This is a genomic window from Nonomuraea sp. NPDC049028, assembly GCF_043197735.1.
In the GTDB taxonomy this organism is placed as follows: Bacteria; Actinomycetota; Actinomycetes; order Streptosporangiales; family Streptosporangiaceae; genus Nonomuraea.
In genome coordinates this window covers 149,803-170,200 of the sequence record NZ_JBICTR010000005.1, presented here as the reverse complement: position 1 = coordinate 170,200, position 20,398 = coordinate 149,803, and the positions used below count along the sequence as shown (strand labels likewise).

General features: G+C 68.9%; 25 protein-coding genes. 12 read left to right on the top strand and 13 right to left on the bottom strand.

Features of this window, described 5'->3' with window-relative positions:
• Positions 1-402: 402 nt before the first annotated feature.
• On the top strand, positions 403-1,431 hold the full coding sequence (locus tag ACGFJ2_RS20360; protein ID WP_357938585.1) for a cation diffusion facilitator family transporter: 1,029 nt from the start codon (positions 403-405) through the stop codon (positions 1,429-1,431).
• A 70-nt stretch (positions 1,432-1,501) separates the two neighbouring features.
• Here the strand turns inward: ACGFJ2_RS20360 and ACGFJ2_RS20355 are convergent, their stop codons facing one another.
• The 6 genes from ACGFJ2_RS20355 to ACGFJ2_RS20330 all read right to left on the bottom strand — a co-directional run bounded on the left by ACGFJ2_RS20355 (position 1,502) and on the right by ACGFJ2_RS20330 (position 4,868).
• The gene (locus tag ACGFJ2_RS20355; protein WP_358176453.1) at positions 1,502-1,921 is read right to left on the bottom strand and encodes a hypothetical protein; all 420 of its coding nucleotides are present in this window, start codon (positions 1,919-1,921) and stop codon (positions 1,502-1,504) included.
• Between the two features lie 110 nt (positions 1,922-2,031).
• Complete coding sequence (locus ACGFJ2_RS20350; RefSeq protein ID WP_357938581.1) at positions 2,032-2,646, bottom strand: vitamin K epoxide reductase family protein; 615 nt, start codon at positions 2,644-2,646, stop codon at positions 2,032-2,034.
• Entirely contained in the window at positions 2,643-3,320 is a 678-nt protein-coding gene (locus ACGFJ2_RS20345; protein ID WP_393470361.1) for a DsbA family protein, read from the bottom strand. The genes ACGFJ2_RS20350 and ACGFJ2_RS20345 overlap by 4 nt, the downstream gene beginning before the upstream one ends.
• On the bottom strand, positions 3,317-3,493 hold the full coding sequence (locus ACGFJ2_RS20340; RefSeq protein WP_358176459.1) for a hypothetical protein: 177 nt from the start codon (positions 3,491-3,493) through the stop codon (positions 3,317-3,319). Before ACGFJ2_RS20340 ends, ACGFJ2_RS20345 begins: the two co-directional genes overlap by 4 nt.
• An 83-nt stretch (positions 3,494-3,576) precedes the next feature.
• Positions 3,577-4,509 (bottom strand): M56 family metallopeptidase, encoded by a 933-nt coding sequence (locus ACGFJ2_RS20335; protein ID WP_393470358.1) that lies wholly within the window; start codon positions 4,507-4,509, stop codon positions 3,577-3,579.
• A complete protein-coding gene (locus ACGFJ2_RS20330) occupies positions 4,506-4,868 on the bottom strand; it encodes a BlaI/MecI/CopY family transcriptional regulator (protein ID WP_393470355.1) in 363 nt (120 codons plus the stop codon). The genes ACGFJ2_RS20335 and ACGFJ2_RS20330 overlap by 4 nt, the downstream gene beginning before the upstream one ends.
• A gap of 162 nt (positions 4,869-5,030) precedes the next feature.
• Between ACGFJ2_RS20330 and ACGFJ2_RS20325 the strand changes: the two genes are divergently transcribed.
• From ACGFJ2_RS20325 to ACGFJ2_RS20315, 3 genes are all read left to right on the top strand, one after another.
• Positions 5,031-5,411: a metalloregulator ArsR/SmtB family transcription factor gene (locus ACGFJ2_RS20325; protein ID WP_357938571.1), complete on the top strand. Its 381-nt coding sequence runs from the start codon at positions 5,031-5,033 to the stop codon at positions 5,409-5,411.
• Positions 5,411-6,310, top strand: a complete 900-nt coding sequence (locus ACGFJ2_RS20320) for a cation diffusion facilitator family transporter (protein ID WP_357938569.1) — start codon at positions 5,411-5,413, stop codon at positions 6,308-6,310. Before ACGFJ2_RS20325 ends, ACGFJ2_RS20320 begins: the two co-directional genes overlap by 1 nt.
• 199 nt (positions 6,311-6,509) lie before the next feature.
• A complete protein-coding gene (locus tag ACGFJ2_RS20315; protein WP_393470351.1) occupies positions 6,510-8,054 on the top strand; it encodes a CARDB domain-containing protein in 1,545 nt (514 codons plus the stop codon).
• Positions 8,055-8,188: 134 nt separating this feature from the next.
• On the opposite strand, the gene ACGFJ2_RS20310 is transcribed toward ACGFJ2_RS20315, so the two are convergent.
• A complete protein-coding gene (locus ACGFJ2_RS20310; protein ID WP_393470348.1) occupies positions 8,189-8,650 on the bottom strand; it encodes a TIGR03943 family putative permease subunit in 462 nt (153 codons plus the stop codon).
• 353 nt (positions 8,651-9,003) lie between these two features.
• On the opposite strand from ACGFJ2_RS20310, the gene ACGFJ2_RS20305 reads away from it, so the two are divergent.
• From ACGFJ2_RS20305 to ACGFJ2_RS20295, 3 genes are all read left to right on the top strand, one after another.
• Positions 9,004-9,492, top strand: a complete 489-nt coding sequence (locus ACGFJ2_RS20305; protein ID WP_357938566.1) for a hypothetical protein — start codon at positions 9,004-9,006, stop codon at positions 9,490-9,492.
• 118 nt (positions 9,493-9,610) lie between these two features.
• Positions 9,611-10,183, top strand: a complete 573-nt coding sequence (locus tag ACGFJ2_RS20300) for a hypothetical protein (protein ID WP_393470345.1) — start codon at positions 9,611-9,613, stop codon at positions 10,181-10,183.
• 57 nt (positions 10,184-10,240) lie between these two features.
• Positions 10,241-11,263, top strand: a complete 1,023-nt coding sequence (locus tag ACGFJ2_RS20295; RefSeq protein ID WP_393470342.1) for a hypothetical protein — start codon at positions 10,241-10,243, stop codon at positions 11,261-11,263.
• A 58-nt stretch (positions 11,264-11,321) separates the two neighbouring features.
• On the opposite strand, the gene ACGFJ2_RS20290 is transcribed toward ACGFJ2_RS20295, so the two are convergent.
• Together ACGFJ2_RS20290 and ACGFJ2_RS20285 are read right to left on the bottom strand one after the other, a co-directional pair.
• Entirely contained in the window at positions 11,322-11,690 is a 369-nt protein-coding gene (locus ACGFJ2_RS20290; protein ID WP_357938560.1) for a YbaB/EbfC family nucleoid-associated protein, read from the bottom strand.
• A 19-nt stretch (positions 11,691-11,709) separates the two neighbouring features.
• Entirely contained in the window at positions 11,710-12,099 is a 390-nt protein-coding gene (locus ACGFJ2_RS20285) for a YbaB/EbfC family nucleoid-associated protein (RefSeq protein ID WP_357938558.1), read from the bottom strand.
• 239 nt (positions 12,100-12,338) lie between these two features.
• On the opposite strand from ACGFJ2_RS20285, the gene ACGFJ2_RS20280 reads away from it, so the two are divergent.
• The 3 genes from ACGFJ2_RS20280 to ACGFJ2_RS20270 are packed head-to-tail and all read left to right on the top strand — an operon-like array spanning position 12,339 to position 14,410.
• Positions 12,339-12,650, top strand: coding sequence for a hypothetical protein (locus ACGFJ2_RS20280; RefSeq protein WP_357938556.1), 312 nt, complete (start codon positions 12,339-12,341; stop codon positions 12,648-12,650).
• Complete coding sequence (locus ACGFJ2_RS20275) at positions 12,647-13,726, top strand: hypothetical protein (protein ID WP_393470337.1); 1,080 nt, start codon at positions 12,647-12,649, stop codon at positions 13,724-13,726. The genes ACGFJ2_RS20280 and ACGFJ2_RS20275 overlap by 4 nt, the downstream gene beginning before the upstream one ends.
• Before the next feature lie 3 nt (positions 13,727-13,729).
• Positions 13,730-14,410, top strand: a complete 681-nt coding sequence (locus ACGFJ2_RS20270) for a hypothetical protein (RefSeq protein WP_357938552.1) — start codon at positions 13,730-13,732, stop codon at positions 14,408-14,410.
• An 81-nt stretch (positions 14,411-14,491) separates the two neighbouring features.
• Here the strand turns inward: ACGFJ2_RS20270 and ACGFJ2_RS20265 are convergent, their stop codons facing one another.
• Complete coding sequence (locus ACGFJ2_RS20265) at positions 14,492-15,919, bottom strand: MFS transporter (protein WP_393470334.1); 1,428 nt, start codon at positions 15,917-15,919, stop codon at positions 14,492-14,494.
• Positions 15,920-16,028: 109 nt separating this feature from the next.
• Positions 16,029-16,625 carry a TetR/AcrR family transcriptional regulator gene (locus ACGFJ2_RS20260; RefSeq protein ID WP_357938548.1) on the bottom strand — a complete coding sequence of 199 codons (597 nt, stop codon included), beginning with the start codon at positions 16,623-16,625 and terminating at the stop codon, positions 16,029-16,031.
• A gap of 45 nt (positions 16,626-16,670) precedes the next feature.
• Between ACGFJ2_RS20260 and ACGFJ2_RS20255 the strand changes: the two genes are divergently transcribed.
• Positions 16,671-16,904 (top strand): hypothetical protein, encoded by a 234-nt coding sequence (locus tag ACGFJ2_RS20255; protein ID WP_358176475.1) that lies wholly within the window; start codon positions 16,671-16,673, stop codon positions 16,902-16,904.
• 60 nt (positions 16,905-16,964) lie between these two features.
• On the opposite strand, the gene ACGFJ2_RS20250 is transcribed toward ACGFJ2_RS20255, so the two are convergent.
• On the bottom strand, positions 16,965-17,543 hold the full coding sequence (locus ACGFJ2_RS20250; RefSeq protein ID WP_393470330.1) for a TetR/AcrR family transcriptional regulator: 579 nt from the start codon (positions 17,541-17,543) through the stop codon (positions 16,965-16,967).
• Between the two features lie 114 nt (positions 17,544-17,657).
• Here ACGFJ2_RS20250 and ACGFJ2_RS20245 point away from each other — a divergent pair, with 114 nt between their 5' ends.
• Positions 17,658-18,140: a DUF4396 domain-containing protein gene (locus ACGFJ2_RS20245; RefSeq protein WP_357938542.1), complete on the top strand. Its 483-nt coding sequence runs from the start codon at positions 17,658-17,660 to the stop codon at positions 18,138-18,140.
• A gap of 40 nt (positions 18,141-18,180) precedes the next feature.
• On the opposite strand, the gene ACGFJ2_RS20240 is transcribed toward ACGFJ2_RS20245, so the two are convergent.
• The gene (locus ACGFJ2_RS20240) at positions 18,181-20,391 is read right to left on the bottom strand and encodes a heavy metal translocating P-type ATPase (protein WP_393470326.1); all 2,211 of its coding nucleotides are present in this window, start codon (positions 20,389-20,391) and stop codon (positions 18,181-18,183) included.
• Between the last annotated feature and the right edge of the window lie 7 nt (positions 20,392-20,398).

Here is a 20,398-nt window from a genome sequence, read left to right as displayed (position 1 = left end):
CCGATCACGGACACGACGCGGGCACTTCGCCTCCACTGTGGCGGCCGCCCGCCGGACCGACCCGGCTTCTCCCTCGGCTCCCGTATGTCACGACGCGCCGTGCGGGAGTCATCGGCTCGTAGCAGCACGCCGGTGACCATACCGAGCAGGATCGGCACGCTCCGGTGACGGGGTCGTCGTACGCGGGCAACGGTCAGCCGCGGCCAGGATCCGACCGGCTTCCACCGAGAGCAGTCGACACACCACGAAGCGTTTGAACATCTGATGTGATGTTCATATGTAGAAGCGAGAGAGTTTGGCGCCCTGACGTATTGACGGGGGATCCCTGGCATCGCAATCATGTGCATATATGAACACTTGGGCAGATGTCGATGTGACGACGTTCTTCAAGGAGCTCAGCGCATGTCTGATCAACACACGCACGACCGAACCCACGGCCATGGGCATGGGCATGGGGTCAGCGCGCAAGCGGACCGGCGCTATCTGAGCGGTGCGCTCGCCCTGATCGTCGGTTTCATGGCCGTCGAGGTGGTGATCGGCCTGATCGCCGGCTCCCTGGCGCTGATCTCCGATGCCGGTCACATGCTCACCGACGCGATGGCGCTCATGTTCGCGCTGATCGCGATGCGGATCGCGGCCCGCCCACCCCGTGGCGGCTTCACCTACGGCCTCAAGCGTGCCGAGATCGTCTCCGCCCAGGTCAACGGCATCACCCTGCTGCTGCTCGCGGCCTACTTCACCTTCGAGGGCATCCGCCGCCTGATCGAGCCGGGCCAGGTCGAGGGCCTGTTCGTGGTGGTCACCGGGCTGGCCGGCATCGCCGTCAACGTGGCAGCCACCTGGCTGCTGTCCAAGGCCAATCGCTCCAGCCTCAATGTCGAGGGCGCCTTCCAGCACATCCTCAACGACCTGTACGCCTTCATCGCCACCACCCTCGCCGGGCTCGTCGTCTGGCTGACCGGCTGGACCCGCGCCGACGCCATCGCCGCCCTGGTGGTCGCCGCCCTGATGCTCAAGGCCGGCTGGGGGCTGGTCCGCGACTCAGGACGGGTGTTCATGGAGGCCGCACCGCCCGAACTCGACCCGGCCGAGGTCGGCCGCCAGATCGTCGCCCTGGACGCCGTGGTCGAGGTGCACGATCTGCACATCTGGGAGGTCACCTCCGGATACCTCTCCCTGTCGGCCCACGTGCTGGTGACCCCGGGAGCCGACTGTCACGCCGCCCGCATGGCCGTCGAGGGCTACCTCAATGACGAGCACGGCATCGAGCACACGACCCTGCAGATCGACCACGCCACCTCCGACACCCACGCCTTCGACGACGGAGCCCTGCGCCGCCTCGTCCAGCACTGCGCCGACCCGCACGGCCCCACCCACCACAGGCTGAGGCCCGGACCGGTGGCGAACGCGGACGGCCACGCCGGCCACTGAAGTACCGGACACGGCCGGGCGGCGACGCGATCCCGGCCGTGCCCGACAGCCGCCTGGCCGGAAAGGGAGATCACGTGCCGGAAGCGCGGCTGGAGCCGCTGCCGTCACTGCTCTGGAGCTCGCCGCCCAGTTTCTTGCGCAAGGTCTCCAGGACGGGAGGCGGGGCTGTGACGACCCACTGGCGTCCGACGAGATGGGTGCCTTTGTACATCAACGCATAATCCAGCCAGTCTTTCCGCCCCTTTTCCGTCGTGAAGCTGGTGACCGCGTAGTTTCCGTCGGCCGTCTTGCAGATCCCCTGGCGAAGCTCGGCGGCCTTGGTCCGCATCTCGGGCTTGCAGCCGAGCTTCGCGGCGAGGTCCTCGGCGCTCAGCACCGCATTCTGGTAGAGAGGGTTCGCCGCAACCTTGGGCTGGTCGTTAGAACCGCACCCGGCGACGAGAACGAGCGCGGCCAGAGTGGTGATAGCGCATTTCAACGGAGCAGACATGGCGTAGCCTCCCAAACTGCGATCGATGGGAGATACGTCAAGGGACGGGCGCCAGTTCGGCGCCTGAGCAACTTTTTCTACAAGCTATAGAAGTTCAGGCGTGCGCCCTGTCAAAGGCTGCCTGCCCACTGTGTCCAGTACGTCCAGAACCGCTGGAGAATGAGCCCAGCGATGACGAGCCCCCAAGCCATCACCACGACCGTGTGATAGCGCGCGGCCACCGCCGCGAGGTTGCGTACGGCGGAGGGGAGCCGGATCCGGCCCGCCTCGACGTTGGCCAGGCTCACGTACCAGAAGACGACGACTGTGGCCACCCAGACGAGCATGCAGTACGGACACAGCGCGCCGATCCGGTACAGCGATTGGAAGATCAGCCAGTGCACGAAGACGACGCCCGCCCCGGAGCCGAGGTGCAGGCCGTGCCAGAACCACGCGCGAAAGCGGGCACCGGCCAGGAGAGCCATGCCGACGGCGAGCACCAAGGGGAAGGCGGCGATGCCGATCAACGGGTTGGGGAAGCCGAAGACCGAGGCCTGCTCGGTTCTCATCACCGAGCCGCAGCTGATGATCGGATTGATGCTGCAGGCAGGGACATGGTCGGCGTTCGCCGCCAGTTTGAGCCGCTCGACGATGAGCAGGAACGCCGCGCCGAATCCCAGTACCCCGCCCAGGACGAGAACGTACGGCAGCGAGCGCGTGACGATCGAGCCGGGGACCGCCGTCATGACGTCAGAGCCGCGTCGATCTTGGCCTTGAGGTTGTCGTAGCTGGGCTCGACATCCAGCGGCGCGCCGTTGAAGAAGATCGTCGGCGTGCCCTGCACGCCGAGCACGAGTCCGTCACCCTGGTCCTTCTTCACCCGTTCTGCGGTCTTCGCGGCATCGAGGTCGCGCTTGAAGACAGTCATGTCGAGGCCGGCCTGTTTCGCCAGATCGAGGAAGAAGGCCTCCTTCGATGCGCTTGCCTCACCCCACTGCGCCTGGGTTTGGAACAGCTTGGCGTACATCACCTCGAGCTTGCCCTGCTGGGCCGCGGCCTCGGCGACGCGTGCCGCCAGTTCGCCATTGCGGTGGCCGGGCATCGGGAAGTAGCGGACGACCAGGTTGATCCGCCCGGCGTACTCGGCACGGATGCGTTCCATGTGCGGAAAGACCGCGCCGCAGGCCTCGCACTCGAAGTCGAGGAACTCGACCAGCGTGACCTTGCCGTCGGGGGCCGTTGCGAGCCGGTGGCTGTCTTCTCGTACCAGGAACCGCTCCGGGACGGTATCCGTACCGGATGCGGACGCCGGCGCGTTGGCGGGCTCGGGGCCGAACATCGCGACCGCTCCCACGATCAGCGCCACGATCAAAGCCGTGACCGCGCCCATGCCGAGGGTTACCTTCAGGTTCGTCGTCATCTTCCGCTCTTCGGGACGGTGGGGGTTTCCGCGGCGCCGCGGGCCGCGAGCATGCCCGCTCCGGTCAGCGAGAGGCCGATCATGATGGCCCGGCGCCGCAGCTCCTCTCTCCGTTGGCGGGCCCGCAACACGGAGAGCCGCTCCTTGATCGAGCCCTGCGGCTTCTCGCCCATCCGACCTCCTCCGACCGCTAGCTTCTACGCCTTGTAGAACTTCTACCGTACGTCGAATACAGAGGTCATAAGGCGAGACGCGGTCAGAGCGTGATGCACACCAGCGGCGCGACCAGCACGGCCACCGGGCCACTGAGCAGGAGGCCGGCGGTCGAGTACGCCGCTGCGGGCACCCAGCGAGGCTGCGCGCGTTCGCCGAGCAGTCGGTTCAGGCGCTCGACGACTCCCGCGTCGGCCAGGGAGAGCGCGGCGAGACCCGGGCCGGATTCGGCGGTCGCCATGCGGACAAGAGCGCGCGCCAGAGGCAGCGCGCCGTGCGCCCGGCACGCGTGATCGTCGGCGATCATCTCCACCAGCACCGCGACCGCGTGCCGCGCCGTCCGGGCGGAGGCCAGCCATGGGAACGCGTGCACCAGTGCGACGAAAGGCAGCAGCGCCAGGTCGTGGTGGCCCCGGGCGTGGGCCCGCTCATGCCCGAGAACGGCCTGCAACTCCTTCGGAGTCAGCAGCTCCAGAGTGCCCCGGCTCAGCACGATCCGCCGGTCTCTGCCCGGTACGCAGTAGGCGACATGTTCGGAGACAGGCAGCACATAGACGTCATGCGCCGGTGAATGATCGGCGACCACGTCGACCAGCAGGCGCTGCCGGCGTCGCTCCCGGATCGTCTTGGTGGCGACGCGCACCGTGTGGATGACGAGCCAGCCCATCAGGCCCGCCGACCAGGCCAGGGCCAGCAGATGCACCGGCCCGAGCCCGTCAAGGCCATGCCCGCTGACGATCTGGCTCACCAGGGTGTGCGCTCCGTGCGGGAACACCGCGGCCAGCGGCGCGACGGCGCCCACCAATCCGAGACCGACCGCGCTCAGACCGGCGGCCAGCCCGATCGCCTGCCACAGCACCAGCGCCGCGCGGGGGCAGCGGTGCGTCCACGCCGCCCCGGCCAGCCTGCGCGCGGCCCGGTCTCCGAGCGCCACCGGTAGCAGCGCGATCCCGGCCACGACCAGCCAGGCGATCATCGCGCCGATCCGCCCCGCTCGCCCAGGGCCGCGCGCAAGGCGGCGGCCACCTCCGGCGTCACCGTTCCGACGAAGCGTTGCACGGCTGCCGCGACGTCGCCGGCCTCGTTCAGGGCGGCGCGCATGGCCTCGGCGACGAAGGCGTCCTTGTCCGCGGTGGACCTGTACAGGTGTGCTCGTCCGATGCGCTCGCGGGAGACCATGCCCTTGTTCGAGAGCCGCATCAAGACGGTCAACACCGTCGTGGTGGCGGGCCGGGACGGCAGCTCCGCGGCGAGGACGTGGGCGAACATGCCCTCGGGATGCTCCCACAGGGCTTCCATGACCGATCGCTCCAGGTTGCCGAGCTGCACCGTCACCCCTCCTGCCCGCGTTCTACTCAAAGTAGAAGACTACCGGCACTGCCCTTAACGGCCGCGCTGTGCGACATATGCCGGCAAAGACCGCGCGCTTGACATGCCGTCCAGGCGACGCTCTATCTTGCTCATATGAATGCTTCTTCAGATGAGGGTGTGTTGGCGATGGACGGTTGTGCCGCCAAAGTGGTCGACGCCGATCGCGTAGCCGCGGTCTGCGAGCGGATGCCGGCCGCCGAGGATCTCACCGACACCGCCGACATCTTCGGGCTGCTGTCGGACCCGAACCGGCTGCGGCTCCTGGTCGCCCTGCTGGACGGCGAACTGTGCGTGTGCGACCTGGCCGCCGTGACCGGCCAGAGCGAGTCCGCCGTCTCCCACGCCCTGCGACTGCTGCGCGCCCACCGCATCGTCGCCGCGCGCCGCTCCGGCCGGATGGCCTACTACCGTCTGGAAGACCCGCACGTACGCATGCTGCTCGACCTGGCGCTCGCCCACACCGAGCACACCGACGCCATCCATCCCGAACGTGGCGGGAACACTTGATGGGCGTGGGACACGGGCACGGGCACGCGGGCGGCCGCCACCGCTGGCGGCTGGCGGTCTCCTTCGCGCTGATCGGCGCGTACTTCGTGGTCGAGCTCGCCTTCGGGCTGATCTCGGGCTCGCTGGCGCTGATGTCGGACGCCGGGCACATGGCGGCCGACGTCGTCACCCTCGGCGCGGCCCTGGTCGCCACCAGGATCGCCACCCGCCCCGACACCACCGGCCGCCGCAGCTATGGCTCCTACCGGGCCGAGGTGTTCGCCTCCCTGCTGGCTGTGATCATGATGCTGGGCGTCGCCCTGTACGTGGTCGCCGAAGCCATCGGCCGCATCGGCGGACCCGCCGAAGTCTCCACCGGTCCGATGCTCGTCGTGGGCGCGATCGGACTTGCGGTGAACCTGATCGCACTGCTCCTGTTGCGCTCCGGGGCAAGTGAGAGTCTCAACGTCAAGGGCGCCTACCTGGAGGTCGTCGCCGACACCGCCGGCTCGGTCGGCGTCATCATCGCGGGCTGGCTCGTCGCGACGACCGGCCAGGCGTTCTGGGACACCGTCGTCGCCCTGGCCATCGGCGTCTTCGTGGCCGTACGCGCTGTCTCGCTCGGCCGTCAGGTCTTCGCCGTCCTCGGTCAGCACGTCCCCGAAGGTCTCGACGCCGCCGCCGTGGCGGCCGACCTGGCCGCCATTCGCGGCGTACGCGATATCCACGACCTGCACCTGTGGACCCTCACCTCCGGTATGAACGTCGCCACCGCCCATCTCGTCACCGTGGACCAGGAGAACAACCACGCCGTCCTGGACCAGGCCCGCGACCTGCTACGACAGCGCCACGGCGTCGCCCATGCCACTCTGCAGGTCGAACCCGTGGACCACACCGGCTGCGACGACCTGGGCTGGTGACCCGCCCAGCCTCTCTTGGCGCACGGGGGCGATGCCGAGGGTCGTATACGCGCTGAACAAGATCACCCCAACTGTTGGTGCGACCGTACGTGTCGCGTGCCGCCGCGTGCCCTCGTCGGGTGAGGCTGCCGTCCGGCGCCGGTGCCGTTTTCCGGTCCGGTGGATGAAGGCAGTGCTCTGCGACGAGAGGAACATCACGATGAGGCGCATCCGAGGGATGTGTTACCCGGTCGCCGCCCTCGCGGCGGCGGCCCTTCCGCTGACGCTGTTCGGCGCGGTCCCGGCTGAGGCCGCACCTGCCGTCACCGCCCCGGCGGTTTCGCGGGTCGCGCCGGATCCCGCCTCATGCCCCGACCAGGTTTCGCTGGTCAACGGCGGTTTCGAGCAGCCGGTCGTCAGCCGCGGGACGTGGGCCTCGTTCCCCGATGCCTCGCAGGTCGGCGTGCCGAACCACGTGCCCGGCTGGCTCACCACCGCCACCGACCACATGATCGAGCTGTGGGCCAGCCCGCCGAACCCGGCCAACACCCCGCCCAAGGAGGGCAGGCAACTCGCCGAGCTGAACGCCAACCAGGTCTCGACGCTGTACCAGGACCACGCGACCACCCCGGGGGCGAAGCTGTACTGGCGGCTGTCCCACCGCGGCCGGCTGGGGGTCGACTCGATGGCCCTGGACATCGGCGCTCCGGCGTCCCCGGTGCAACAGAAGGTCATGTCGGACGGCACCGGGAGCTGGGGCACCTACTCCGGCATCTACATCGTGCCCGCGGGCCAGACGACCACCAGGTTCGCCTTCCGTTCCGTCTCGGCGGCCGGAGGGAACGCCACCTTCGGCAACCTGCTCGACGACATCTCCTTCGCCACCGCGCCGTGCGTCGTCGTCAGCAAATCCGCGAGCCCGCAGGGGCCGGTCGACGTCGGTGACGTGATCACCTACCGGCTCACCGCGGTCAACAGGGGCGGCGCCCCGGCGGAGAACGTGCGCCTCACCGACACCGTCCCGGCGGGGACCACTTACGTTCCCGGCTCGCTCCAGGTGGTCGACGGCCCGGGCAGCGGGGACAAGACCGATCAGGCGGGCGACGACCAGGGCGAGTTCAACGCCGCGGCCGGCAAGGTCTCCTTCACCCTGGGCAACGGCGCCACCGCCGCGGCCGGCGGCTCGCTGCCCAACGCCGCGAGCCTGCCCGGCGGCACCACCGTGGAGTTCAAGGTCAAGGTCGGCCGGGACGCCGCGGGCGGAGAGGTGACCAACCAGGGGACGGTCGGCTACGAGAACCGGCTCGGTCCGGAGCCGGAGCTGCTGACCTCTACCAGCGGCGACGCCGTTACCAAGGTCAACCCGGCCGTGGACTTGAGCGTGGTCAAGTCCGCCGATTCGACCAAGGTGACCGTGGGCCAGACCGTCACCTACCGCGTCACCGTACGCAACGCCGGCCCGAACGACGCGACGGGCGTCACGGTCAAGGACATGCTCCCGTCCAACCTCACCTTCGTGTCCGCCATGGCCTCCAACGGGACGTACGCGCCGGCCAGCGGGATGTGGACGGTCGGCACGCTGGCCAGTGGCGCCTCGGCCACATTGACCATCCACGCCAAGGCCACAGCGATCGGAGAGACGACCAACGCGGCCACCGCCGACGGCAAGGAACTGGATCTCGATCCCGCCAACGACTCCGACAGCGTCAAGGTCTGCGTCGACCCTGAACCCTTCTGCCCGTACTGCGTCAAGGCGAAGAGCTAGCGACAGGACGCCGGCCGACGCATCCGACCGGAAAGCGTCCCTGCCACCGATCGCCTCGTGGCAGGGACGCGGTCGCCCAGGCCGGGCATCGGTGACTCTGGCGTTCCCGAGGTCGCTCCTGCGGGGCCGCCGGTTCACTCGTACGGCTCGGCCGGTTGGTCGATCTTCGTGACGTCGGTGGCGGTCATGGCGGGGATCACGTACCCGTTGGGGATCTTGCCCTTCCACGGGATCCAGCTGCCGGTGACCGCCACCCAGCTGTTCTCCCTGGGGGCGGGCACGCCTTCGACGGCCACCTTCAGGGCGAGCGCGTCGGCGGCGCAGCAGCTGATCTGCATCCTCGCGACGTACCAGCGGTTCTTCTTCGCCGAGGACACCACGAAGCCGGTCAGTTTGACCTTCTGGCGGGCCAGCGAGGTGCCGGCCGGGTCATAGGCGCGCCCGATGAACTCGCCCAGCGCCAGCAGGGCCACCCCGCCGGCGGCCAGCGGCCGGTAGGGAACGGCCTTGGCCGGGGGCGGCGCGGACGGGGAGTCCTCGCGCCCGGCCGCGAACGATCCCAATGCGGGCGGCGCGATCGTCACGATCGCGAACACCGGTCGCCCACGTCTGCAACGCCGGAGCCGTCAGGTACGGCGCCAGCAGGAACCGCCCCGCCACCAACAGCCCGACCAAGACGATGAACGCCCACGGAAGCGGAGAGTCCGCCGACTGTCCACGCCCCTAGGTATCGGGCGGAAGCTCGTCCTCCTGGCCCGGCCAGTTCGTTGCGGTTGGCTGCGTCATGGATCATTCCGACCGGTATCTAGGCAAGTCTGCCGCAGCACAGTAACTGCTTGCGCGACGTTTGTCGCTGAAGCGCCGGATGAGGCTGAGGAGCCGGCCGCCCCAAGCCATGAAGGAACGGCGTGGAACGCCTAAAGGGCAAGACTGCCTTTCAGGGGGATCCATGCGCATCTCAAGACCGCGTCTCTTCACCGTCGCCGCGATCGTCTCACTCACCGCCATGCTCGGCATCCCGACCCCGGCCTCCGCCGACGCCGCCACCGACTCCAGGATTCTGTCGCTCACGTCGAGCTCGCTCTTCGCGCGAGGGGCGTTCGGCAGCCCGTGGAAGGTCGGGGACTGCCATCTGGAGTTTCCCAGTTACGTCTATATCGAGAGCGGCACTACTCGCGTGCACGTGCACGCCGTGAGCGACACCGACTTCACCAAGCACGCCGACGTCTGGCACAGCCAGCTCGTCTTCATGGACGCCCAGCAGCGCGTGGTGGCCAGCGTGGGCAGCACGGGCTCGAGCCCTCTGGACTCGCCCGACATGGTGCCCGCCGAAGGCGACGAGGGACCGAGCATCGTCTACGAATGGGACCACGTCGTGGTGGTGCCGAACGGCATCCCATCCAGGGCCGTGTTCGTCAGATGGCTCTCAGCCTGCTGAGCACCTCGCACTTTGAGTTGTTCTTCGTGCGTTGCACAACCGGGACTTCACCCATTGCCATGCCCGGCACCAATCTCCTACGCTACTCCGTAATAATGGAATAACGTAGGAGAGCCCGATGAGCGAGGACAGACTCGCCGCACTCGAACGCCGGATCGCCCACCTGGAGAGTCGGCTCGACACCGCCGGCCCACCGCGACGCTCGCCGGAGTCGCCGTCACTCAGCGCGGCGGCCACCGGCATGCTTCGCCAGGCGAAGAAGGAGGACAAGCTCGGGACAGTGGGCTACATCGGAGCCTCACGGCTGGCCGCCGGCGAGACTCTCTGGGACAGGCAGCTCTCCCTCGCCGATCTGCTGTCGGCCGATTGGGCGCCGGTGGCCCACATCCTGGAGACCCTTGGCAGTCAGCCGCGGCTGGCGCTGCTCGCGGCGCTCCTACGACAGGGGCGGCGGACCAGCACCGACCTCCAAGACTCCCTTGCCGGAGACGGTGAGCAGACCACCAGTGGCCAGCTCTATCACCACCTCCGCGCGCTGCAGAGCGCCAGGCTGATCACGCAACGACGGCGCGGCGAGTACGAGCTGGCGCCTCAGGCCATGCCTCAGGTCGTCAGCATCCTCGCCGCCGCGTTCGACCTGGCCAACGACCCCCCGCTCTTCCCACCTATCGATCTCCCCAGCATGGAATGACCCGGGTTGGCCTGACGGTCGCGGGGTGCTCTCAGCGTCGATCGTTACCCTGCGCTCATGTCGTTCGTCTATCGATCATCCGGCGCGATCGCGCTCGCTGCCGCCACCGCACTGGCCACCACCACGACCTCGATCGCGCAGGCGCAAGCGGCGCCCACGGCCGCGGCCGACCGGGTCCTGCGGGTCTACAACAACAACATCGAGAACCTGGTGCGGAACAACGCCGATGGCTCCTGCACCCGAATCTCCGGGCCGGATCACCTCACGTCGATGCTGGTCGACGACAACGGCAAGACGGGCACCTCCGGCGTGCAGGCTCCCGATCTCCTGATCGTGCAGCAGGTACGCGGCACCGGACAGGCCACGGCCTACGCCGACCAGCTCTCGGCCAAGTTCGGATATCCGGCGGGCACCTACAAGGCGATCGTGGCCTGGGACGACCCCGAGGCGTGGGGCTCCACGCACAAGTGCGCTCAGCAGGCGCTGGGCGACCTGAAGAAGAAGCAGACCAACGGCATCGTCTACAACACCAGAACGCTGAGCCTGGCGGCGGGCGACATTTCCGCGTATTGGAGTGCGGGCTGGTTAAAGCCCGGGACATCGTACGGCGGCGGAGCCGGGTGCACGCTGTACAAGCCGCCGAGCAACGACGACGGCAGCACCAACACCTACAAATGGAAGCGTACGAGCGCCATCGCGGCGAAGTTCACGATCAAGGAAACGGGCACCACGGTTTTCGCCGCGACCATGCACCTCCCGGAACAGAACGGAGCGAACGCCTGCGCGGGCGCCGGCGACACGGGCATCGCCAACTCCGGTATCCACGTCGGCGCGGACGCCACCAGCTTGATGAACGCCTCGACGATCCGGGTGATCGGGATCGACGCGAATCGTACGAACATCGCCTCCACGACGCTCAGCGGCTTCGGCATGACCGGCTATGGGGCAAAGGTGACGTCCGGCTCCAGGAAGATCGACTATCTGTTCGTCAAGGGCGCTGTGCAGCCGTCGAGCATCGATCACACGGTGAGCAGCACGAAGTCGAACCATATGGCGCTGTACGGATTCATCACCTACTGAACCGGCCGCCAGTGGCCTGACCCCGCTCGGGTCGAGGTCACGCCGCCGGCGTCGCAGATCAGCGCCAGTCGCCGATGACGCGCCGGAGGTCGGCGGCGGCCTGCTCCAGGTCGTACCCGGGAAGGGTGTCGCGCAGGAGGGCGTCGGCCTGGCGTTGAGCGTCGGCGCCCGCCAGGTCGAGGGTCGCCATGACCTCCTCTGCCAGGTCCTCGCTGCCCATGCGCAGAGCGCGGGGGCCGAAGGAGACGTTCAGCACGCGGCCTTCGGGGTTCACGGATGCCTCGACGTGGCCCGACCGGCTCTTGGCCGTGCCGACGATCTTGTCGAGGTCCTCCTGGGCCGCCTCCAGGGCGGTCAGCATCCGCGCGCCCTCGCGGGCAGGCCCGTCCACGTCCCGGACGCCGAAGTCGTTCTCCGGAAAGTACACGCTGCGCCTCCTGGATGAGCTAGATGAGATCGCGGATGGCCTGCTCGCCCCGTGCGCGGACGAAGGTCGCGTCGAGCGGTTCCGGCAAGGCGTCGGCTCGTCTCGACGCCTTGTCCACGACCTCCTGCGCCTGCCGTGCGGCGTCGTTCTGGGCCGCCTGGAGCACCTCGGTCACCTCGCGGCCGAGCTCCCGCTCGTTCTTTCGCAGCGCCCGCGGGTTGATGCTCAGCCGTGTCACCCGGCCCTGGCCGTCAGCGGTGGCCCACACCAGACCGTCGGCGCTCTCCGCCTGACCCTCGAGCCGTCCGATGGCCGTCTGCGCGGCGTACAGGCCACGAATGACCTCCCGGCAACGGTCCACGTACTCGGCCAGGAACGCCGCGTCCTGCTCTGGGGTGGGTACAGACACGTCGACTCCGTGCGGGTTCGGTGAAGGGGGCCCGCCGCAATGGCGCAAAGCGCGGGCACTCGGTTATCGCTTTCCTAACTGGTCGTGACCGACGTCGGAGAATGTTAGGAGGTCGCTCTTCCGTTTTTCTTCCGCTCTTCTTCCGTACCGATGGACGATGAAAACTGTCGGCGCCGCATTTGCCGGTCCATCGCAGGAAGCTGCGTATTTGGCGAAATGTCGAGGTATGGTCATCCGGCATGACGGGATTGGAGATCAGCCTGGGGGCTGTGGGACAGGATGCCTCTCGGCTCAGAACCCACGCAGAAGAGCACAATTCGGCGCTCAACCCTCTCGTGCAGCGGGGGGACGGCGTCTCGTCCTGGGGGGACGACGGCATGTTCGGCATGTTCGCCGGCATTTACGCCGATGCCCGCGAGACCTCGATGGCCGCGCTCACCGCCCTGTCCACGGCGCTCGGCGAAACCGGCGACGGGCTCCACCGCGTGGTCAGGAACAACTCCGAAGCCGAGGCCGCGAACGCGCGGAACGCCGGTGACATATGGCGGTGATGCTCGACCCGGCCGCCGCCGGGATGATGCAGATGATCGGCCACTGGCCGAACATCAACGAAGACGAGATGCGGGCCGAGGCCAACGCCATGCGCGGCACCGCCGCGACCACGCTCACATCGGCGACACAGGCGGAGACGGCGGTCCGCGGCGCCCAGCAGAACTACCACGGCGGCTCCGCCGAAGCCATGCAGACCCAGTGGAACAGGCTCGGCGTCAACGGCGGATCCCTCGGGCAGGCCAGTCAGGCCTTATCCGTGGCGCCCGCGGCCCTGGACGGCGCCGCCTCCGTGGTGTCGGCGGTGAAGGTCGTCTCGGGCATGCAGGCGGCGGCCACGGCGGTCACCGTGGCGAAGCTGCTGGCGGTCGGGGGCGTGACCGGAGTCTCGTTGGCCTTGGTACGGATGAGACTGGCCCGGGCCCAGCTCAGGAGAGCCCAGGCCGAGGGCATGGAGATCACGGGCAAGCGAGTAGGGGAGGTGGTCATCAGGAGGCTGAAGGAGCCGATGCGCCGCATCCTGGACGATCTCCCGCGCCGCGGCGGCGGGCCCGGCGGGCGCATGGCCTTGGCCGGCCCGCGCGGCGGAGTGCCCCTGCGGCCCGCCGGCATGAGGGCGTCGTCCGGCCCCCGCTCGGCCGAGAACGGCATCGCCCGGATGTCTCCCCGCAACAACAATCGAGGGAACGGGGGCAACCGAGGTAGAGGCCGCGGCTTTCTCGGCAGAGGAAGAAGCAACAAGAGCTACCGCGTGGAGAGAGACGGAAGAATCCATGAGGAGACCCCGACCAGTGCCAGGGGCATGACAGAGGCGGAGGCGAGGAAGGCCCTGTCCGAGATGAAGAGAAGCCTCAAGGTCAGAAAGCAAGAAGAGGAGGTCAAGGGTTATGAGGTCGGGCACGCGCAGCGAATCGAAAGGGAAGAAAAAAATCTCAAGCAATTTGAGGAGAGCATCCAACGGCGGGAGTTCCACCAGGATTCCGGGAGCGGACCCAGCGCCGGGGGGAGCCCGGATGCCAGCGAGTTCGAGAGAACTATGGGCCGGAAGCCGTACTGGAACGGCGAATACTGGGAGTAGTCGATGCAGACGCAAACAGGCGACGATCTGATCGAGCGTATTCGTACGCATCCGGCCGACGACGAGATCATGGGCGAGGCCGCCAATGACCTGCTGAGCGAGCTGTATGCGGGATACCCCGTCGAGAACCTCGCAAGGCTCCTTCGCAGCGGCGAAGAGGTGGTCGTCGGCGTGGCCTCCTGGCTGCTCTCCGAGCTGGCCGAGCTCGCGGCCCCGATGATGGACGAGCTCCCGGCCCTGCTGTCCAGCCCGGTCCGCAACACCCGGTACAACGCGATCACCGTCGCGCTGGCGAACGCCGACGGGCGGCACGGGCCCATCCTCGCGCAGGTCATCAACCTGAGCCTCGACCCCGATCGCGCCATCCGCTGGAAGATCCTCGAGTTCCTGACCGAGGCCTCGATCGAGCAGCTTGAGGCAGGGGCGTCATGTCTGCCCCCGGGTCAGCTCAAGGAGCTGGTGGAGTGGCTGATCCTCCAGGACGAGGAGGAGTCTGACCGGACCGGCATCGTCATCCGGATGGAAGAAGGCGACCCGCTGACCCGGCTGTTCGCCGGGGCGGCCGCCGCGAGCTTGTCCCACAAGGAGGACACGTACCTCCTGGCGCACGCGGCCATGGCCAGGGATGAGGCGATCCGCTCGTTCGCCCAGACTCGGCTGGAGCGGCTCCGCGAGGACGATTAGCGCCCCTCGGGGTTCATCACGCCCGCGAGCTGGGTGCCGGCCTCGACGGCCTGGCCGCCCGGCCCACGCGCGTCGTACCCGTCAGTGGCCGTGTCCGTGCCCATGGCCGACGAACGCCGCCGCGGGCTTGCCCGGTGGCACCAGCCACAGCGCGATGGCTGCCGCGACACCCGCGGCGACGGCGCACAGGGTGAGCCCGGAGACGAAGCCGCCGATGCCCGCCGCCGAGCCGGGTACGAGGCTGGACGCGGCGACCGTGGAGATGACGGCCACGCCGATCGAGCCGCCGAGTTCGTGGAAGGTGTTGATGACGCCGGAGGCGACACCGTTCTCGCCGGGCGGGATGTTCGCCATGGTCGTGGTGGTGGCCGTCACGAACGCCGGCCCGATCCCCAGGGCAGCCAGCACGAAGCCGGGCAGCAACGTGGTGTACGCACTCGCGTCGGGCGAGATGCGGGTCATCAGCGCCGCCCCGGCCGCTGTCACCACGAAGGACGCCACCGCCACCGGCCGGCCGCCGATCCGGCCGATGAGATGCCCGCCGAGCTGCGCGCCGATCGTGATCGCGATGGCCACGGGCAGGAACAGCAGCCCGGTCTCCAGCGCGCTGAACCGCAGCACGTTCTGGAGGTAGAGCGAGCTGAGGAAGAACAACCCCAGCATCAGCCCGGTGGCCATCAGCATGACGAACGTCCCCGAGATCACCGGCCGTCTGGCCAGGGTCTCGGCGCGCATGAGCGGTGCGCGTACCGACCGCTCGACGACCACGAACAGCGCGTACAGCAGCACGGCCCCCACCAGCGGCAGCACCGTGCCCGCCGCGCCCCAGCCGGCGTCGCCCGCCGTCACCAGCCCGTAGATCAGCAGGGCCGTCGCCAGCGTGACGACCAGGGCGCCGGGTACGTCGACCCGTTCGCTCCGGCCGGGCGTGGGCGGTACGACGGCGGGCACGGTGGCGAGCACCACCAGCCCGATCGGGACGTTGACGATGAACACCCAGGTCCAGCCCGGCCCGGCGGTCAGCACGCCGCCGAGCAGCACGCCCAGGGCCGCCCCCGTACCACCGATGGCCGCCCAGACGCCGAGCGCCCGGCCGCGTCGTTCGCCCTGGTAGGTGGTGGTGATAACGGCCAGGGCCGCCGGGGAGAGCAGCGCCGCTCCGACCCCCTGGAACGCGCGCCCGGCGATGAGCATCGCGCCGCTCCCGGCCAGCCCGCACGCCAGCGAGGCCGCCGTGAACAGTCCCAGCCCCATCATGAGCGTGCGACGGGCGCCCCACGCGTCGGCGAGCCGCCCGCCGAGCACCATGAGGCCGCCGAAGCAGAGCGTGTACGTGGTCACCACCCAGGTCAGCGACTCACGGTCGAGCGCGAGGTCCGTACCGATGGTGGGCAGCGCCACCTGCACCACCGTGATGTCGACGATCAACATGAACTGGGCCAGGCACAGCAGCACGAGCAGGCCCCACCCGCTCGTGCGTGTCTGGGCGGAAGGCATGCCATGACTCATCCGAAGTCTCCTTAACTCGAACACTGATGTTCAAGTTAGCAGCCGTGAACCATACACGGGTAGGGTTCATTCGGGATGAGCTTCTGGGGGGAGCCCGCGGAGGCCGTGGTCAGGCCGGCTTGGAGAGCAGCGCCAGCATCGTCTTGATCAGCACCGGCTCGACCTCCTCGGCCGCCAGCCGTCCGGTCTCACGCTCCTGCGCCGCGCTGTGGATGATCGAGAAGAACGTCGTCACCAGCCAGGCCAGCGGCAGGTCCGTACGGAAGTCGCCCGCACGCTGACCGCGCGCGATGAGTCGCTCCACCCGCTGCAGCGGCCGGTCATGGTGCTTCCTGATCTGTTCCGTGGCCAGCGTCCGGTCGGCGGCCAGGAACAGGCGGCGGTGCCGGTCGAGGATCTCCCAGGACGACCGCAGGAGCTTGGCCATGGCCTCGGGCGCGGGTGCCGTGTCGATCGAATCGTCCGCCAGCACCGCCTCCGCCACGCCGACCGCGTGGTCGAGCACCGCGTCCACCAGCGCCTCCCGCGACGGGAAGTGGCCATAAAGGGTGACTCTGCCCACCCCGGCGGCCTTGGCGATGTCGGCCACGCTGGCCGTGGGGTCGGCGCTGAGCAGCCGGGTCCCCGCTTGGAGGATCGCGGCGATGTTGCGCTCGGCGTCCGCACGCCGGGCGGGTACCGGCTGCCGTGCCGCGGTCTTCACCATACGACCAGCCTACGACCCGCCGTTCCGCGCTCCTCACGGTTCGGCTTGCCCACCGGCCCCGGCCACGGCCCGCACGCAGGCGGCGAAAGGCCCAAGAGCGTCAAAGCAGACTGGTCCGAGACGGACGGCACCATCAACCTCGACTGGGCGATCCCGCAGTGGGCGGGACTGGGTTCGGACGCCGTCCTGGGGATCATCCTGGTGATGGCCCTGGCGAAAGCCGTCTTGATCACCGGCCATCTCCGGCGCCGCCGCCGGTCCTCCGCGGGCTCTCACTGAGTCCCGCTGAAGCCCGCCGGAGCCGGCCGAGGCCCGCTGAACGCAGGTAGGGAGATCAGCTCAGCGCGGTCGCAGCCCGGCCAGGGTAAGGGAGACGAGGCGCTTGACCGCGGCCTCCGAGGGCAGGTCGACGGCCGCCTGCAGCGCGTGCGTGCAGAAGGCGGAAAGCTCGTCCGCCGCCACGTCCTCACGTACGTCACCGGCCCGCGCGGCATCCGTCAGCGCGTCGCGCAGCATGTCATGCAGCCGCCGCTGGGCGCGGCCGGCGTCCTCGGACCGGTGCAGGAGCATGACGAGATCGGGGCTGAAGCCATGCCGCGCCATCCGCCGATGCATCAGGGCGTACGTCTCCAGCATGGCTTCGAGCCGCAGTCGGGCGTCGCTCTCGCGCTCCACCGCCTGGGCGAGGTGCTCCAGATGCCCGGCGACCATGCGGCCGTGCCAGGCCAGCAGGATGGTCTGGACGTCGGGAAAGTACTTGTAGAGCGTCGCGCGGCCGATACCGGTTTTCTCGGCGATCTGCGACATCGTCACCGCCAGGAGCCCACGCTCCCGCACCAGCTCGACAGTGGCGTCCAGGATCGCGTCATGCACGGTACGGCGGTGCGTCTCGATCGTCTCGTTCCACAGCTTCGGCACCCGGCCAGTTTACGAACCGGCGAGCTGGATACACGCCGCCGTACCAGCGACAAATGCGATGAGATACCCCCTATGAGTATGCTCAAGGCTTGACGCCAGCTAAGGAGCAGCATCATGGACCACAGCGATCAACCGGCCACCGGTCACCACGCCCCTCCCACGGCCACGTGGACGGTGGCCGCGCAGGCGACCCTGCACTGCCTGACCGGATGCGCCATCGGCGAGGTGCTGGGCATGGTCATCGGCACCGCCGCCGGCCTGTCCAACTTCACCACCGTGGTGCTGTCGGTGGTGTTGGCCTTCGTGTTCGGCTACGGGCTGACCATGCGTGGCGTGCTGCGGGCCGGACTCGGCTTTCGCGACGCGTTGAAGGTGGCGCTGGCCGCGGACACCGTCTCCATCGCGGTGATGGAGATCATGGACAACGCGGTGGTCGTGGTTGTGCCCGGTGCCATGGACGCGGGGCTGACCAGCTGGCTGTTCTGGGCGTCGCTGGCCGGGTCGTTGGTCGTGGCCTTCGTGGTGACGACGCCGGTGAACAAGTGGCTGATCTCCCGGGGCAAGGGCCATGCGGTGGTGCACCAGTATCACCACTGAGTGGCCGAAGGCGATGAGCGCCTTCGGCCACGCGAATGGATTACTTGAAGCGGCGCAGGCGCAGGCTGTTGCTCACCACGAACACGCTGGAGAACGCCATCGCGGCCCCCGCGATCATCGGGTTGAGCAGGCCGAGCGCGGCCAGTGGCAGGGCGGCCACGTTGTAGGCGAAGGCCCAGAACAGGTTGCCCTTGATGGTCGACAGCGTGCGGCGGGACAGGCGCAGCGCGTCGGCCGTCACCCGCAGATCGCCCCTGACCAGGGTCAGGTCGGATGCCTCGATGGCGGCGTCGGTGCCGGTGCCCATCGCCAGGCCCAGGTCGGCCTGGGCGAGGGCGGCGGCGTCGTTGACCCCGTCACCCACCATGGCCACGACCTTGCCCTCGGCCTGCAGCTTCTTGACGGCGTCGACCTTGTCGGCGGGCAGCACTTCGGCTATCACGTCGTCGATGCCCACCTCGGCCGCCACCGTACGGGCCACGGCCTCGTTGTCGCCGGTCAGCAGCACCGGTGTCAGGCCGAGTGCCCGCAGGTCGGCGATGGCCTGCTTGCTGGTCGGCTTGACCACGTCGGCCACCACCAGCACGGCGCGGGCCTGGCCGTCCCAGCCGACCGCGACCGCGGTGCGGCCCTTGGCCTGCTCGTCGGCGAGCTCGCGTTCCAGGTCGACGGGCAGGTGCTGGGACCACTCCGCCAGCAGCCGGGGACGGCCGACCAGCACCGCGTGGCCGTCGACGATGCCCTGTACGCCGAGCCCTTCGACGTTGGCGAAGTCCTCCACCGTGGCGTCGGATCGGGCCTCGCGGGCGATGGCCTGGGCGATCGGGTGCTCGGAGGCGTGCTCCAGCGCGCCCGCCAGCCTGAGGACCTCTTCGCGGTTCTCTCCCTCAGCGAGGTGGACGGCGACCAGGGTCATCTTGCCCTCGGTGACCGTACCGGTCTTGTCCAGCACGATCGTGTCGACCTTGCGGGTCGACTCCAGCACTTCCGGGCCCTTGATCAGGATGCCCAGCTGTGCGCCCCGCCCGGTGCCGACCAGCAGCGCGGTCGGCGTGGCCAGGCCCAGCGCGCAGGGGCAGGCGATGATCAGTACGGCGACCGCCGCGGTGAACGCCGCCGCCGCGCCGTTGCCCGTGCCGAGCCAGTATCCGAGTGTCCCGACCGCCAACGCGATCACGATCGGTACGAAGATCCCGGAGATGCGGTCGGCCAGCCGCTGCACCTGTGCCTTGCCGGTCTGCGCCTCCTCGACCAGCCTGGCCATCTGCGCCAGCTGGGTGTCCGCGCCCACTCGGGTGGCCTTGACGATCAAACGGCCGCCCGCGTTCACCGTCGCGCCGGTGACCGCGTCGCCGGGCTTCACCTCGACGGGCACGGATTCGCCGGTCAGCATCGAGGCGTCCACGGCGGAGCTGCCCTCGGTGATCACGCCGTCCGTGGCGATCTTCTCGCCCGGCCGTACGACGAAGGTGTCACCGACCTGCAGTTGCTCGGTGGGTATGCGGCGGCCGTCGGCCAGTTCGACCTCTTTGGCGCCCAGTTCCAGCAGCGCCTTCAGTGCCGCGCCGGCGCGGCGTTTGGCGCGGGCCTCGAAGTAGCGACCGGCCAGGATGAACGCGGTCACCGCCGCCGCCGTCTCGAGGTAGATGTTGCCCGAACCGTCGGAGCGCTCAATGGTGAACGTGAAGGGATGCGTCATGCCGGGCGTGCCCGCGGTGCCGAAGAACAGGGCCCACAGCGACCATCCGAGCGCGGCCAGCGTGCCCAGCGAGATCAGCGTGTCCATGGTCGCGGCGCCGTGCCGGAGGTTGGTCCAGGCGGCCTTGTGGAAGGGCCAGCCCGCGTACACCACCACCGGCGCGGCCAGCACCAGCGACAGCCACTGCCAGTTGGTGAACTGCAGCGCCGGGACCATCGCCATCGCCACCACCGGCACGCTCAGCACCAACGAGGTGCGCAGGCGCTGACGCAGCGGCCGCAGCTCGTCCTCCGGCTCCTCCTGCCGCTGCGCCTCCGTCTTGGGCGGGGCGGGCAGCGCGGCCGTGTAGCCGACCTTCTCCACCTCCGCGATCAACTGCTGCGGATCCACGCCATCGGGGAAGGTGACCTTCGCCTTCTCCGTCGCGTAGTTGACGGTCGCGGTCACGCCTTCGAGCTTGTTCAGCTTGCGTTCGATGCGGTTGGCGCAGGATGCGCACGTCATGCCGCCGATGGTGAGTTCGACAGCTCTGCCTTCAGTGAGGGAAGACATCACTCCC

Coding starts and splice junctions, on each gene's coding strand:
- ACGFJ2_RS20360 (WP_357938585.1), top strand. CDS start 403: ATGTCTGATCAACACACGCACGACCGAACCCACGGCCATGGGCATGGG.
- ACGFJ2_RS20355 (WP_358176453.1), bottom strand. CDS start 1,921: ATGTCTGCTCCGTTGAAATGCGCTATCACCACTCTGGCCGCGCTCGTT.
- ACGFJ2_RS20350 (WP_357938581.1), bottom strand. CDS start 2,646: ATGACGGCGGTCCCCGGCTCGATCGTCACGCGCTCGCTGCCGTACGTT.
- ACGFJ2_RS20345 (WP_393470361.1), bottom strand. CDS start 3,320: ATGACGACGAACCTGAAGGTAACCCTCGGCATGGGCGCGGTCACGGCT.
- ACGFJ2_RS20340 (WP_358176459.1), bottom strand. CDS start 3,493: ATGGGCGAGAAGCCGCAGGGCTCGATCAAGGAGCGGCTCTCCGTGTTG.
- ACGFJ2_RS20335 (WP_393470358.1), bottom strand. CDS start 4,509: ATGATCGCCTGGCTGGTCGTGGCCGGGATCGCGCTGCTACCGGTGGCG.
- ACGFJ2_RS20325 (WP_357938571.1), top strand. CDS start 5,031: ATGGACGGTTGTGCCGCCAAAGTGGTCGACGCCGATCGCGTAGCCGCG.
- ACGFJ2_RS20320 (WP_357938569.1), top strand. CDS start 5,411: ATGGGCGTGGGACACGGGCACGGGCACGCGGGCGGCCGCCACCGCTGG.
- ACGFJ2_RS20315 (WP_393470351.1), top strand. CDS start 6,510: ATGAGGCGCATCCGAGGGATGTGTTACCCGGTCGCCGCCCTCGCGGCG.
- ACGFJ2_RS20305 (WP_357938566.1), top strand. CDS start 9,004: ATGCGCATCTCAAGACCGCGTCTCTTCACCGTCGCCGCGATCGTCTCA.
- ACGFJ2_RS20300 (WP_393470345.1), top strand. CDS start 9,611: ATGAGCGAGGACAGACTCGCCGCACTCGAACGCCGGATCGCCCACCTG.
- ACGFJ2_RS20295 (WP_393470342.1), top strand. CDS start 10,241: ATGTCGTTCGTCTATCGATCATCCGGCGCGATCGCGCTCGCTGCCGCC.
- ACGFJ2_RS20280 (WP_357938556.1), top strand. CDS start 12,339: ATGACGGGATTGGAGATCAGCCTGGGGGCTGTGGGACAGGATGCCTCT.
- ACGFJ2_RS20270 (WP_357938552.1), top strand. CDS start 13,730: ATGCAGACGCAAACAGGCGACGATCTGATCGAGCGTATTCGTACGCAT.
- ACGFJ2_RS20265 (WP_393470334.1), bottom strand. CDS start 15,919: ATGAGTCATGGCATGCCTTCCGCCCAGACACGCACGAGCGGGTGGGGC.
- ACGFJ2_RS20260 (WP_357938548.1), bottom strand. CDS start 16,625: ATGGTGAAGACCGCGGCACGGCAGCCGGTACCCGCCCGGCGTGCGGAC.
- ACGFJ2_RS20245 (WP_357938542.1), top strand. CDS start 17,658: ATGGACCACAGCGATCAACCGGCCACCGGTCACCACGCCCCTCCCACG.
- ACGFJ2_RS20240 (WP_393470326.1), bottom strand. CDS start 20,391: ATGTCTTCCCTCACTGAAGGCAGAGCTGTCGAACTCACCATCGGCGGC.